Annotated in this window: 11 protein-coding genes and 1 tRNA gene; 6 read left to right on the top strand and 6 right to left on the bottom strand. The window is 61.9% G+C overall.

What is annotated here, in order from left to right; all coding sequences use genetic code 11:
- Positions 1 to 208: 208 nt before the first annotated feature.
- From ACT6QU_RS17080 to ACT6QU_RS17070, 3 genes are all read left to right on the top strand, one after another.
- Positions 209 to 282 (top strand) — tRNA-Gln (locus ACT6QU_RS17080).
- Positions 283 to 430: 148 nt separating this feature from the next.
- Positions 431 to 2,131, top strand: a complete 1,701-nt coding sequence (locus ACT6QU_RS17075; RefSeq protein WP_444565466.1) for a DUF6538 domain-containing protein — start codon at positions 431 to 433, stop codon at positions 2,129 to 2,131.
- A gap of 342 nt (positions 2,132 to 2,473) precedes the next feature.
- Positions 2,474 to 3,420 (top strand): IS630 family transposase gene (locus ACT6QU_RS17070; RefSeq protein WP_444565465.1). Its coding sequence is split into 2 segments (ribosomal slippage): positions 2,474 to 2,810 and positions 2,810 to 3,420, totalling 948 coding nucleotides; the frame shifts between segments, so codons are not numbered across the junction.
- 12 nt (positions 3,421 to 3,432) lie between these two features.
- Here the strand turns inward: ACT6QU_RS17070 and ACT6QU_RS17065 are convergent.
- The 6 genes from ACT6QU_RS17065 to ACT6QU_RS17040 form a co-directional block, all read right to left on the bottom strand.
- Positions 3,433 to 3,684: a GlsB/YeaQ/YmgE family stress response membrane protein gene (locus ACT6QU_RS17065; RefSeq protein WP_444565464.1), complete on the bottom strand. Its 252-nt coding sequence runs from the start codon at positions 3,682 to 3,684 to the stop codon at positions 3,433 to 3,435.
- Between the two features lie 150 nt (positions 3,685 to 3,834).
- On the bottom strand, positions 3,835 to 4,266 hold the full coding sequence (locus ACT6QU_RS17060; protein ID WP_444565463.1) for a DUF6691 family protein: 432 nt from the start codon (positions 4,264 to 4,266) through the stop codon (positions 3,835 to 3,837).
- Between the two features lie 4 nt (positions 4,267 to 4,270).
- Entirely contained in the window at positions 4,271 to 4,699 is a 429-nt protein-coding gene (locus ACT6QU_RS17055) for a YeeE/YedE family protein (protein WP_444565462.1), read from the bottom strand.
- Positions 4,696 to 5,046, bottom strand: coding sequence for a metalloregulator ArsR/SmtB family transcription factor (locus ACT6QU_RS17050; protein ID WP_444565461.1), 351 nt, complete (start codon positions 5,044 to 5,046; stop codon positions 4,696 to 4,698). Before ACT6QU_RS17050 ends, ACT6QU_RS17055 begins: the two co-directional genes overlap by 4 nt.
- The gene (blh, locus tag ACT6QU_RS17045; protein WP_444565460.1) at positions 5,037 to 6,344 is read right to left on the bottom strand and encodes a bifunctional sulfur transferase/dioxygenase Blh; all 1,308 of its coding nucleotides are present in this window, start codon (positions 6,342 to 6,344) and stop codon (positions 5,037 to 5,039) included. Before blh ends, ACT6QU_RS17050 begins: the two co-directional genes overlap by 10 nt.
- Positions 6,345 to 6,531: 187 nt before the next feature.
- Complete coding sequence (locus tag ACT6QU_RS17040) at positions 6,532 to 7,143, bottom strand: invasion associated locus B family protein (protein ID WP_444836710.1); 612 nt, start codon at positions 7,141 to 7,143, stop codon at positions 6,532 to 6,534.
- Between the two features lie 197 nt (positions 7,144 to 7,340).
- Here ACT6QU_RS17040 and ACT6QU_RS17035 point away from each other — a divergent pair, with 197 nt between their 5' ends.
- The 3 genes from ACT6QU_RS17035 (at position 7,341) to ACT6QU_RS17025 (ending at position 12,559) form a co-directional block, all read left to right on the top strand.
- Positions 7,341 to 7,742: a hypothetical protein gene (locus ACT6QU_RS17035; RefSeq protein ID WP_444565458.1), complete on the top strand. Its 402-nt coding sequence runs from the start codon at positions 7,341 to 7,343 to the stop codon at positions 7,740 to 7,742.
- A gap of 350 nt (positions 7,743 to 8,092) precedes the next feature.
- Positions 8,093 to 8,917: a CsgG/HfaB family protein gene (locus ACT6QU_RS17030; RefSeq protein ID WP_444565457.1), complete on the top strand. Its 825-nt coding sequence runs from the start codon at positions 8,093 to 8,095 to the stop codon at positions 8,915 to 8,917.
- A 381-nt stretch (positions 8,918 to 9,298) separates the two neighbouring features.
- A complete protein-coding gene (locus ACT6QU_RS17025; RefSeq protein WP_444565456.1) occupies positions 9,299 to 12,559 on the top strand; it encodes a beta strand repeat-containing protein in 3,261 nt (1,086 codons plus the stop codon).
- Positions 12,560 to 12,603 lie beyond the last annotated feature (44 nt).

Raw genomic sequence — 12,603 nt, 5'->3', positions numbered from 1 at the left:
CCCACACCTTCTTCTCGGCCATCTGCATCGCAGCCGCCGTCATCTTCTGGCTCTGATCAATGAGTCCTGAGCCTAGATCGTGACTGCGGCGGCGGCCAATGCGGCACACAAGACGCCGCCGCCCATCAACTTGCCGCATTGGGGGTTGACTATTCCGCCCGCCCGGATAAAACGCGCCCACATCAGCACGCCGCGAGCGTGTCGGTCTTGGGGAATAGGTTAACGGTAGACCCACGGACTCTGACTCCGTTAGTCCTGGTTCGAATCCAGGTTCCCCAGCCAGAATTATTCCGAAACCATTGAAATCATTGGATTTTCTGGGCTGTAGAGCTGACGCGCGCCGCGTCGAATCGGCCTTCCGCAAGTGGTGCCCACAACTGATGCCCAGAGCTGATGTCCATCCGCTCCGGGCCGATGGAGCACGGGGCGGATGGGACTGCGCAGGCATCAGGTTGAAAACCTCGTCCTCAGGGGGCCGATCTTCTACTGGCGGGCGCGCATCCCCGTCGGCTTCAGAGGCACCGGAACAAATGCAAGGCTTTCACTGAGCCTTAGGCTGTCGGACCGTAAGAAGGCTTCGCTCGTGGCACGGCGTCTGAACGCCATGCTGCTCGAACTTGAGATGGTGCCGAAGGCCAGGATGGCGACAAAGGAACAGCTCGCGAAAATCTTCGCGCTCGAAGCCGAAGCGATGCGCGCCGAAATCGAGGCGCTGGACCTGGCGGCAAAACGGACGGGTACCCTGCGCGATCCGGAACATCGCGAGGCGGACCGTCAGGTTGGCTGGGCCTACCGCCTCCTGCACACGTTCGGGTCGGGAGAGGACGTATCCTTTGAGGAAGGGAGCGAAACGCGGGAGGCGCTAATCGAGGCAGGCGCCCAGGCAGAGGACCTCCCCTTCATCGAAGCGACCTATCGGGCCGAACGCGAGATCACCAACGCAGACAGGAAGGGCGTGACGCGCAGCCCATTCCTTCGCGACGTCCTGCACCGCATGGCACAGGCCGAACTCGAGGACACGCCGCTGCATCGGGACGCTGCGATCGAGGAGATTTTCCGGGCGCGGGCCGATACCCTGCTTGCTTCGGCCGAAGACACGAGAAAGCCAAAGCTCACTGGAGAACGTCCGCCGGATCGTGGATCGGTTGCCGCCAGCGCCGGATCTCCACCTCCTCGCCCGGCAGTTTTCTGGGCTGAAGAACAGCCCGTGGCGCGAGCGGCGGCCGAGCCAGATCTTAGGCCGGAGCCCCCGGTCGTCCCTGTTGAGCCGGTGACCGTTCAGCCACCGGTAGCCCAAGCCAAGCCACCCCAGCCGAAGACGGCTCGGAAAGATCTCCCTCTTACGGATTTCGATACAGAGTTGGAGAACCTCATCTCGAACAGAAAGAACGAGTGGGAAGACGACACTGCCTCAGACGTTCGGGTACTGGTCGGAATCTTTCGAGGCATCCTGGAAGAGCATGGCGTGGCGCATTCCGGCGAGATCACGCAGGAACATGTCGCTGCGCTCCGCCAGCACTTCAATCACATCCTTCCGCTCTACGGTCGCAGCCCGCGCCTGCGCGCGCTTTCGCCTGCTGCGTTGCGAGCCGAGAGCAAACGGCGCGCCGACGAGGCAGCAGCATCCGGCGAGAAGATCGAGCTCGGACTCTCGCGTGCGACGATCCGCCGACACCTCGGCAATCTCGACCATTTCCTGAAGCATCTGCGCGCATCGCACTTCACGGTCCCCGAATGGACCTTCGAGGGGCTGCGGCCCAAGAAGCCGCCAAAAGGCGAGATCAGGCTCCAACAGGTGAAGCCGAAGCCGGAGGATATCCGGCCGCTCTTTGATATCCCGTTCTTCACGGGTCGAAGAAGCGTGGAGGAACCGGAAGTCGCAGGAGACAACGTCTTCCATTCGGCCAACTACTACCTCCCCATGTTCTTCACCTACCTTGGTTCCCGGCGTAAGGAATTCGCCGGCCTCATGGTCGACGAGATCGTGCAGAGCGATGGCCACTGGTCGATCCAGATCAAGGCGAGCGAGGTCAGGCGCATCAAGAATGCCCAGTCACATCGCCTGCTGCCGGTGCCGAACGAACTTCTGCGGCTCAATTTCATCGAATATGTCGAGCGTCTTAGATCGTAGATTCAGAGAGGAGAGGAATGCCATCTCATGGGTTGTTGACATCCCCGCAAGTGGCCCCCACATTGCTCCGGCATGTTCGGCTAAGTTATTGAAACAATGTTATTTCTGGTGTTCTGGTCAGCGAATCCAGGTTCCCCAGCCAATCTTTAAGCCATTAGAATTGTTAAATCTTTTAGTCTGCAGCGGCATGAGCCGCTGACGCCTGTCTCTGGTGCCGCCCGTATTTTCCGTGATGTTGCCCCCGGCCGCTAGAGCGTCACCCGAGCTGAATGAATCGGTGCGGGTTCCCAAATCAACGCGTTTCTGATTCATCATGTTTGCCGGGTGAGGAGGCCGGCGGACATGTCGAAAGCTTTGTCACTCAATCTCCGGACGCGTGTTCTTGCCGCCGTGGCCAGCGGGCTCAGCCATCGCCAGACAGCTGAACGCTTTGGTGTCAGTGCGGCAAGTGTGAGCCGCTGGAGGGCGCGCGAGCGTGATCAGGGAGCGCCTCTTCCCAAGGCCTTGGGAGGTGACCGTCGATCTGGACGCATCGACGCCTGCAAGGCATTGATCCTATCGCTGCTTGAGGAGACGCCCGACATTACGATCGAGGAGTTGCGGCAAGCTTTGAGCGCACGTGGTCACCGCTTCGGTTTCGGCACGATCCAGCGCTTCTTCGTGCGTCACGCCATCACTCGAAAAAAAAGACGCTCCACGCATCCGAACAAGACCGGCCAGACATCCTGAAACAGCGCCAGGAGTGGTTCGAGGGGCAGCTTGATCTTGATCCGGCCAAGCTGGTGTTCATCGATGAGACGTGGGCCAAGACCAACATGGTTCGCACGCACCGCCGGGCACCCAGAGGAAAACGCCTGCGCGCCGGCGCACCTCATGGCCACTGGCGCACGACCACCTTCGTCGGCGCACTGACGCAGCGGGGCATGATCGCGCCCTTCGTTCTCAACGGGCCGATCAACCGCATCGCATTCGAAACCTATGTTGAGCAGGTTCTGTTGCCCGAGTTGCGGCCCGGCGACATCGTGATCATGGACAATCTCTCAAGCCACAAAGGAACCAGAACCCGAGAACTGATTGAGGCAGCGGGCGCATCACTGAGGTTCCTGCCGCCCTATAGCCCCAACTTCAATCCGATCGAAAACGCCTTCTCCAAACTCAAAGCGATGCTCCGCAAAGCAGCAGAGCGAACCGTTGATGCGCTCTGGAACAGAATTGGCAAACTGGTCCAAACCTTCACGCCCAAAGAGTGCGCCAACTACTTCGCAGCCGCTGGATACGATGCAGACTGATAGGATTCCGCTCTAGCGCCTCACCGCTCGGCCGAGCCAGATCAGGATGCACGCGCCGATGAGCCCAGCGATGAGATAGCCGAGCCAGCCGCCGAAAGAGACGCCGAGGAAGCCAAAAAGAAAGCTGGCGATTGCAGCGCCGATGATGCCGAGAATGATGTTTGCGAAGATGCCGGTATCGCTCTTCATGAAGTTCGAGGCGATCCAGCCGGCAAGGCCGCCAATGATGATTGCCGCGATCCAGCCCACGCTTGCGTCTTCCATCTGACCACTCCCGCTTCCTATGCTGACGATAGGTCAAATCATCCACGATGGTTCGATTCGAACAAGACTTCGGTTGGCCTTGTCCCCTGCAACTTTCGCAAAACCGGCCGACTTAGAATCGAATTCGCGATCCGGCGATTGTCGACCTCGTCAGGCGGCGCGTGGTGCGGCCGTTCCCTCCGCGAGCAGCCTTGCGGCCCACATGCCGAGAAGCATGGCGGGGATGAAGGCGAAGGTGCCGGTGGCTCCGAGGCCGAGCGCGGTCAGTGCCGGGCCGGGACAAAACCCGCCAAGCCCCCAGCCGATACCGAAGATGGCGGGACCGGCGACGATCCTGGCGTCGATGTCGCTGCGCGTCGGCAGGAGGAATCGATCGCCGACGATGGGCTCGGCGCGCGCCAGCACCAGACGATAACCGGCGAAGGTCACCAGCACCGCGCCAGCCATGACGAAAGCAAGAGATGGGTCCCAGGTTCCGAACAAGTCCAGGAAGTTCAGGACCTTCGCCGGGTCCGACATGCCTGAGACGACGAGGCCGGTGCCGAACAGAAGGCCGAGCGCGAGGTTGACGAGGAAGGACATTCGATCAGGTTCCGGTGACGTGGCGCACGAGAAAGACAGTGATGAAGGCCGTCGCCATGAAGATGCAGGTGGCGACGAAGGAGCGGGTCGACAGCCGCGACAGGCCGCACACGCCATGGCCCGACGTGCAGCCATTGCCCCACACCGAGCCGAAGCCGACGAGCAGCCCGGCGGCGATCATCAGCGGAATGTTGGACGACACCGACTGGCTGATCTCGACGCCCCCAAGCGTGACCATGACGAGCGGTGCGGCGACGAGCCCGATGACGAAACCGAAGCGCGACAGGAAGGCGCCGTCGCGGTAAGGCGGCAGCAACCGTCCGGCGATCCCCGAAATGCCGGCGATGCGACCTTCCCACAGCATCAGAAGTACGGCCGAAAGGCCGATCATCATGCCGCCGATAAGCGAGGCGAGGGGGGTAAATTCCGTCATGGGGTCGATCCTTTGGCCGGCGTTGCGCAGAACATGGCGTGCATCATCGAAATGAACTCGGACACGCGGCCATCTTCGAGCCGGTAGTACATGTGCTTGGATTCCTTGCGGCCGACGATGAAGCCGGCTTCGCGCAACTCGGCAATCTGCTGCGACAGGCCAGGCTGACGGATTCCGAGCGTATCTTCGAGGTCGCGCACCGCGCGTTCGCCATCGACGAGCGCGCAGACGATCATCAGCCGCGAGGGGTGGGCGAGCTTCTTCAAGAACTCCGCCGCCTCGCCGGCATTGTCGACCATTTCCGCTGTCTCTTGCGACATTTCGCGAGCCATGACGGTCAGTCCCATGCCGCACCCTTCAGCGCGTCGAGAGGGAATTTGAGAAAGCGCTTGCCGTTGGCTTCCGGCGCCGGCAGGCGGCCGCCATTCATGTTCACCTGCAGCGCGTGCAGGATCAGCTTGGGCATCGGCAATGTGGCATCGCGCGCTTCGCGGACCGCGACGAACTCGTCCTTCGTGCGACACGTGGAAATGTGCGTGTTCGCCGCCTTCTGTTCGGCGACGGTCGATTCCCACCGCGGCTCGCGCCCGTCCGGCTGATAGTCATGACCGACGAAGATGCGGGTCTCGTCGGGCAGGGCAAGAATCTGCTGGATGGAATCCCAAAGGCGCGACGCGCTGCCGCCGGGAAAATCGCACCGCGCCGTGCCCGAATCCGGCATGAAAAGCGTGTCGTGGACGAAGGCCGCGTCGCCGATCACATAGGTGATCGAGGCCAGCGTGTGGCCGGGCGAGTACAGCACCTTGGCGTCAATCTTGCCGAGCTTGAACGTTTCGCCTTCGGCAAAGAGCTTGTCCCACTGCGAGCCGTCGGCCGGAAAATCGGGCCAGTTGTAGAAGCCCTTCCAGAGCTTCTGGACCTCGACCACCTTCTCGCCAATGGCAGTCGAGGTGCCGGTCTTTTCCTTCAGGTAATGGGCAGCGGAAAAATGGTCGGCATGGGGATGCGTGTCGAGAATCCACTCGACCTGGAGCCCATTCGATCTGATGTAGTCGAGAATGCGGTCGGCATTGATCGTCGCCGTCGCACCGGATTTCTCGTCGAAGTCGAGCACCGGGTCGATGATCGCGCATTTCTTCGTGGCGGGATCGGAGACGACGTACTGGACCGAAAAGGTACGCTTGTCGAAAAACGCCTTCACGTCAGGCTTGGCACCGGTGAGATTGGCTTCGTTGGCGTCGAGCCATTTGACCGCGCCCGAAAGGTCGACCCCGAGACGCGCGCCGAGCGGCACGACCTCGCTCTTCGCCATGCGGCCGTCGAGCACCTCGCCGATCGCGTGAAGCGTGGCCGAGCGTGTGCCGGTCTTGCAGTGAGCGAGAACGGGACCGTCGGCGTTGCCAAGCGCCGCCTGGAAATCCGCCACCTGACCCCTGGTGATCTGACCGGGAACGACGGGAATGTGCGTGTAGCCGAGCCCCACCGTCGCTGCGACGCTGCCGTTCTCCGATGAAGTCGGCTGGCCCGCCTCCTCGCCATCCGGCCGATTGTTGACGATGGCGACGATCCCCTGCGCCTTGGCGGCATGAATGTCGGCGGCGGTGATCTGAGGGGCGATGTAGAGCTTGTCGGAAACCTGTTTCATGCGTCACTCCAGCGTGTTTGGCCGGGCGGCCCTGCTCGAGATCGCAAATATAAAAACGATTGCAAAAAATCGCAATCGTCATGACGAGGATCTGTTGATCCGATACCGGTCCTGTGCGGAAGGCGACGGGAGGCAGCCAAATCCGCAAGAGCCGAGCCAGGTGATGTTGCGGCCCGGCCCGGTCGGTTCAGCGTGCGAATGCCTGATTCAACACGTCGTCCGCCGCTGCCAGCGGCATCGGCAAATCGATCGCATTTCCCCCGGGGGCGTAGACACGCACAATGCCCGCATTGGCTGCGCGCATTGCCGCCAAAAGATCGTCCGAGGCAACGGTCTCGACCAGGCATCCCTGCGCGGTGCATCTCGAGGGCGCCATCGTCTCGCTGAAATCACCGATCGTGACTTCAGCGCCACGCTGCATGTCAATCCCGAGCGGCAGCGCCATCTGCAGGCGGGACTCGTTTGAATCCTCGCCCTTCGCAATCGCAACGACCATCGCGACCTGATCGTTGACGCGGGCCCGCAAGATCGCCTGGCACATCCGCTGCTGGGCATCCTGCTCGATGCATTCGAGCTGCCAGGCGGCTGTATTTTCCACCTGTGGGGGCGTTGCCTGGGCCGGCTGGGGCGTGGCAGCGGGACGGGCAGGTGGCGCTGCCGGAACGGCTTGAGGAGCGTTGGAGGGTGGTTGGGAGGTGGGCGCCTGTTCGGGCAGGCCGATCGTCGGCTCGGGCTGCAACGGCGAAACCTGCGGCCCGTCATTCGGGTTGATCTGCGCCGATGCCGACGTTGCCAGCAAAAGGAATGCGCCTATGACGGCAGGCATTCCGGTACGAATAGGCGACATGTGCTCTCCCGCTCCCAGGGCCGACTGAAGGTTAAGACTGAACGCTGCAGTCGCGGTGTTTTGTTTATTGTGCCTAAGCCGGCTCTAACCATTGCTTGGCAACGGCTGCATTGTTAATAGCAAATAATCGCAAGGGGAAGGGAGTTGTCATGATCGTACGCATCGCGCTGAAAGCGTCGATCTTGGTGCTGGGCGCCGTAGCTGGCGCGGCTCCGTCCATGGCGCAGCCGTCGGAAGCCTATGTGAACCAGGTCGACCGCTCCGTGCGCGGCGCGGTCACCGCGCCGTCGGCACCCGGCGGGATGCAAGGGTCGGCATATGTCATTCAGGTTCCCGAATCCGCGCGGCCGATTCCCCCGCGGCCCGTTCAGCGACGCGCCCCGGTCCGGACCGCCGCTTCCGCCCAGCCCCGCCCCGCAGCTTCCATCGTCGAGCCGGCCGAACCTGCGGCGATATTCCCTTCCGTCGGAAGCGGCGTCGCGCTGGCGCTCTCACAGGCTCCCGGCGTGCGCAAATTTCCCGATGTCGGAGCCGGCGTCGGCGCACCCTGAGGCGGCTTCTGCAATCAATCCTCTGACTACAATCATTTGATCGGCGGTGTTTGCGCGTACCACAAGATTAACCTTATGCGTTAATCAATTGAAATCAATGCGCGTCGCCGTTTTGACAGTGTCCTTTGCGCCACACTGCTTTGTTCATTGGGCTTGGATAGAATTGAATCGGACTGACAGCTTGTTTGGAGTCGTTTGAACGGCTATTGGCAGTCGTTGTCCAGCGACAGGGGCTCGTCGGCTGGCAATGCCGATCTGGCGCTCGCCTCCGACAAGTCGGAGGTCTTGAGCGCCGCGGACAGCGACATGAGGGGTTTGTTATGGGTCAAGTGGGCGTTCTGGGCGTATTGATGTCGACGAGTCTGGCTCTGGCTGGCTGTGCCACCGGGCAACAGCTCCCCACGCCGCCCGCGCAACTGGAATCGCTGACGAAGACCACGCTCAAGGTGGAGTCGGTTCCCGCACCCGCCCAGCCTGTCGACGTCGCGATCTACGAGTTCCCGGATCTCACCGGCCAGGCCAAGCCCAACGACAATTTCGCCGAATACAGCCGCGCGGTCACGCAGGGCGGCGCCAACCTGCTCATCGATGTCCTCAAGTCGACCGGCAATGGCCAGTGGTTCCGCGTCGTCGAGCGCGGCGGTCTGAAGAACCTCGTCCAGGAACGTACGCTGATCGAGAACACGCAGCGCGCCTATAGCCCCGGCGCGGCTAGCCTGCCGCCGGTGCGCTTTGCCGGCCTGATCCTCGAAGGCGGTATTGTCGGCTACGATTCCAACGAGCGGACTGGCGGTGCCGGCGCGCGCTATCTCGGCATCGGGGGCGACGTCCAGTATCGCTCGGATCTCGTGACGATTTCGCTGCGTGCAGTCAGCGTGCAGACCGGCGAAGTTCTTGCTTCGACGACCACGTCCAAGCAGATCTACTCCTACATGATGCGTGGCGGCGCCTATAAGTTCGCCGCCCCGGAGGAGTTGCTCGAGATCGAGATCGGCAACTCCTACAACGACCCGGGACATCTTGCCGTTCGCGAAGGCATCGAACTCGCCGTCTACTCGCTCATCGTCGACGGCCTCCAGAGCGGGCTGTGGTCGCTGGCCGACTCCGCGGCCCAGGAAAAGCTCATCCGCGAGTTCTCGACCTCATACGCGCGCAAACTGCCCCGAGGTTCATAGAAGAACGATCGGCCTGTGCTTGTCATTTGACAGTCATGTAGCTGAATACTGATTTCCTAGTCCACGAACAATTCGATTTGTCCAATGCGCCTCGCCGGGAAACCTGCGAGGCGCATTTCGTTTTTGCACCGTTCCTGCACGTTCAACCGGCGCAGATGTGTCAATATGGTGCTTATACGTCGCCTATGTCCCATTAAGAGCCGTATAGATCAAAATTAGAGAATCATGATTCACCATTTAACGCTTCTTAAAGTATTAAGACTTGCGACTCTCGAAACTTGAATGGTATTAACCCGACGTTAACCCTCGCCTGAACGGCGCGGGGGGCAATTTCGGCGGGGGAGGGGTCTCCCGCGGGTCTAAGGCGTCAGGGAGACAATCATGTCACGCACTAAACTTTTGGCAGGCGTCGCGCTCATTGCGCTCGCCGGCACCGCGCAGGCGGAAGAAGATGGCAACAGCGCCTATGTCGGTCAGCGCGACCGCAGCAACTTCGCCTATCTGTCTCAGGCAGGCAGCAACGACGCGTTCGTCTACCAGCACGGCCGCCGCAACGTCTTCGCCCCGCTGTTTAACGGTGCCAGCGGTGACGCGCAGCGCGGTTCGAACACGCTCGGTACGATGCAGCGTGGCGACTACAATTTCATCGGCAACGACTTCCTGCAGCACGGCGATGGTCATGTCGGCGGCGTGGCGCAGTTTGGTACAGCCAACATCGTTTCGCAGTTCCGTCAGGCGGGCGACGGCAAGCAGCGCGGCACGATCTTCCAGGGCGGTTCGCGCAACTGGGCGATGAGCAACCAAGACGGCGGCAGCAACGACGCCGGCATCATCCAACTCAGCCCGATGGACGCCCGCGTCGGCAATTTTGCCAGCAATTCGCAGAAGGGCGGCACCGACGGTTCCTTCGCCGGCATCTTCCAGGCGGGCGAGAAGAACATCGCGGGTTCCCGCCAGACCGCTGCCGTCGGATCGCGCTCGATGATCACGCAGTTTGGCGAACGCAACTTTGCGGCGAACACTCAGAATGGCGGCGCTGATAACACGGCCCAAATCGGTCAGTTCGGCAGCGGCAACACCGCGACGAATACGCAAACGTCGGCGGGGGAGTACGTGGCAAGCGACAATGCCGCAACGGTTCTCCAGTTCGGCACCGACAATACCGGCAGGAACCGGCAGTCTGCTGCCAACGAACCGACGTGGCGGGGAAGCATGAGTGGCTCGTCGGCCACGATTGCTCAGTTCGGCCACGGGAACACGGCTGAAAACAACCAGTGGCGCAGTTCCAATGCGGACGCCAACGTCGCCCAGTTCGGCGTGGATAACGCGGCAACCAATACGCAGACCGGCGGCTACGGCCTCGGTCAGCATGCGAACATTGTTCAGGCCGGCGTCGAGAACACGGCGATCAACGCCCAGAACACGGGGTCCGATGTTCATGCAAATATCGCCCAGGTCGGCGTTGGAAACACGGCGACCAACACGCAAGGGTGGGGTCCGGGTTCCGTAGGTACCCGCGAGGCCAATATCGCACAGTTCGGCTTGGATAACGCGGCAAGCAACACTCAGGCCGGCGGCGCAGGCATCGAAGCCAACATCCTGCAGGTCGGTGCGGAAAACACCGGCACCAACGTGCAGTCGGGCGGCTCTGCCAATACGGCAAATATCGCTCAGTTCGGCGTGCTGAACATCGCCGAGAACGGCCAGTCGAGTGGCAATGCCAACGAGGCCGGCATCGCGCAGGTCGGTTTCGCCAACGAGGCGGCCAACGTCCAGACCAACGGCTCGACCAACACCGCCAACATTGCCCAGTTCGGCTGGAGCAACGAGGCGGCGAACGGCCAGACGGGTGGTTCGGGCAACGAGGCAAATATCCTGCAGGTCGGCGGCGAGAACACTGCGATCAACGGTCAGGATAGTGCAACGCAGGATGCCGTTGCCAACGCGATCCAGCTCGGTTTCGGCAATTTCGCGTTGAACAGCCAGGTCAAGACGGTTGATGGCTCGTCGGCCGACATCCTTCAGGTCGGCGCAGGCAACGTCGCCGTCAATGCGCAGAACAATGTCAATCCGACCTCGGCGGCAATCGCCCAGTTCGGCATCGGCAATGTCGGCGCGAACGCGCAGACCAACATCCAGAACTCCGATGCGTCGATCCTGCAGGCGGGCCTCGGCAACATCGCCGGCAACGCCCAGTCGAACAGCGAAGACGTCTCGGGCGGCATCGTTCAGGTCGGCGCCTTCAACATCGCTGGCAACAGCCAGACCGATGTCGACGGCAGCTCGGCCGGCACAATCCAGGTCGGCGGTTTCAACTTCGCTGCGAACGTCCAGAACGACGTGACGGACGCGACTTCGCTCATCGCACAGATCGGCTTCGGCAACGTGGCGACCAACCTGCAGCAGTACGGCAGCTCGGGCGTGACGGCGGGCATCCTGCAGGCCGGCAACGGCAACCGCGCGTTCAACATGCAGGGTGAGGAGCAGACGGTCAGCTACGTTGTACCTGGTTACGATGTGACCACCACACAGATGGCACCGAAAAACTGGGGTCAGCTCTTAGGGAACCCACGCAATTGGACGGAGGGTCCCTTCTTGGTCGGGGTCGTGGCTGAAGACGGAACTGTCTCTGGTGAAGGGGCTGCTCCTGCGACCGCGTCCGTTGCCGTTTCGGCGCAAATTGGTAACAATAACGCTGCTGCCAACATTCAGGTCGGAAAACTGCTCTCACCAGCGGAATTGACGCTACGGCAGAATGGCATTCTCTACCTTGGTAGCGGCTTGCCTGTCAGCGGCAATGGCGCCAACCGCCCGTGGCAGTATGAGCAGCAGTCGGAAGATGTCACCCTCGACGAAACCTTCGACAACCCGCTCGGCGAAATCGCCATCCCCACCATGGCGTCGGCCGCCGGCATCGTGCAACTCGGCGACGACAACTTCGCGATGAACGCCCAGGAAGCCGCGATCGGCTCGCTGGCCGCCATCGTGCAGAACGGCGACGAGAACTTCGCGCTGCAGTCGCAGGACCTGACCCTCGGCGTCATCGCCGCGACCTATCAGGAAGGCGAGAACAACGGCGCGATCACCCGCCAGTCGGACTCGATCCTGTCGGCCGCAGCGACCGTACAGGTCGGCACCGGCAACTGGGCGCTTACCACCCAGTCGGGCGATCTTAACCTCGCGAACGTTACCTCGATCGGCGATATCTCGGGCTTCACCGTGGCATCGGGCAATCTCGCCGGCGCCGTCCAGGTGGGTGAAGGCAACTTCGCCGTCACGTCGCAGACTGCGTCGAACGGCAAGGCCGCGACCATCCAGGCCGGTAGCGACAACTGGGCCGTGACCGCGCAGTCGGGCATGTCCAGCACCTCGCTGATCGTCCAGGCCGCCAGCAATTCGGGTGCGCTCGTCCTTCAGGGCGGCACGGGCAACAACTCGGCCGTCGTCCAGGCCGGCACGTACTCGAATGCATGGATCTCGCAGACGGGCAACGGCAACAACTCGCTCGTCGTCCAAGCCGGCTATGGCGCGAATGGTGGCGCAAACCACGCCATCGTCAGCCAGAGCAGCAACAACAACAGCTCTTTCGTCGGCCAGTACGGACGCGGCAACGTCGCCGTTGTCTCGCAGTCCGGCAACTGATGAGCTGGCGGGGCGTCGCGAGGCGCCCCGCCATTTCTATTCGA

It is taken from the genome of Aliihoeflea sp. (assembly GCF_052435475.1).
In the GTDB taxonomy this organism is placed as follows: Bacteria; Pseudomonadota; Alphaproteobacteria; order Rhizobiales; family Rhizobiaceae; genus Aliihoeflea.
The sequence above is the reverse complement of the archived record's forward strand: the minus strand, read 5'-3'. Positions and strand labels throughout refer to the sequence as shown.

Bases quoted from the DNA above. Each gene is read 5' to 3' on its own strand.
- ACT6QU_RS17075 (WP_444565466.1), top strand. From the start codon at position 431: ATGGGACTGCGCAGGCATCAGGTTGAAAACCTCGTCCTCAGGGGGCCG.
- ACT6QU_RS17065 (WP_444565464.1), bottom strand. From the start codon at position 3,684: ATGGAAGACGCAAGCGTGGGCTGGATCGCGGCAATCATCATTGGCGGC.
- ACT6QU_RS17060 (WP_444565463.1), bottom strand. From the start codon at position 4,266: ATGTCCTTCCTCGTCAACCTCGCGCTCGGCCTTCTGTTCGGCACCGGC.
- ACT6QU_RS17055 (WP_444565462.1), bottom strand. From the start codon at position 4,699: ATGACGGAATTTACCCCCCTCGCCTCGCTTATCGGCGGCATGATGATC.
- ACT6QU_RS17050 (WP_444565461.1), bottom strand. From the start codon at position 5,046: ATGGGACTGACCGTCATGGCTCGCGAAATGTCGCAAGAGACAGCGGAA.
- blh (WP_444565460.1), bottom strand. From the start codon at position 6,344: ATGAAACAGGTTTCCGACAAGCTCTACATCGCCCCTCAGATCACCGCC.
- ACT6QU_RS17035 (WP_444565458.1), top strand. From the start codon at position 7,341: ATGATCGTACGCATCGCGCTGAAAGCGTCGATCTTGGTGCTGGGCGCC.
- ACT6QU_RS17030 (WP_444565457.1), top strand. From the start codon at position 8,093: ATGTCGACGAGTCTGGCTCTGGCTGGCTGTGCCACCGGGCAACAGCTC.
- ACT6QU_RS17025 (WP_444565456.1), top strand. From the start codon at position 9,299: ATGTCACGCACTAAACTTTTGGCAGGCGTCGCGCTCATTGCGCTCGCC.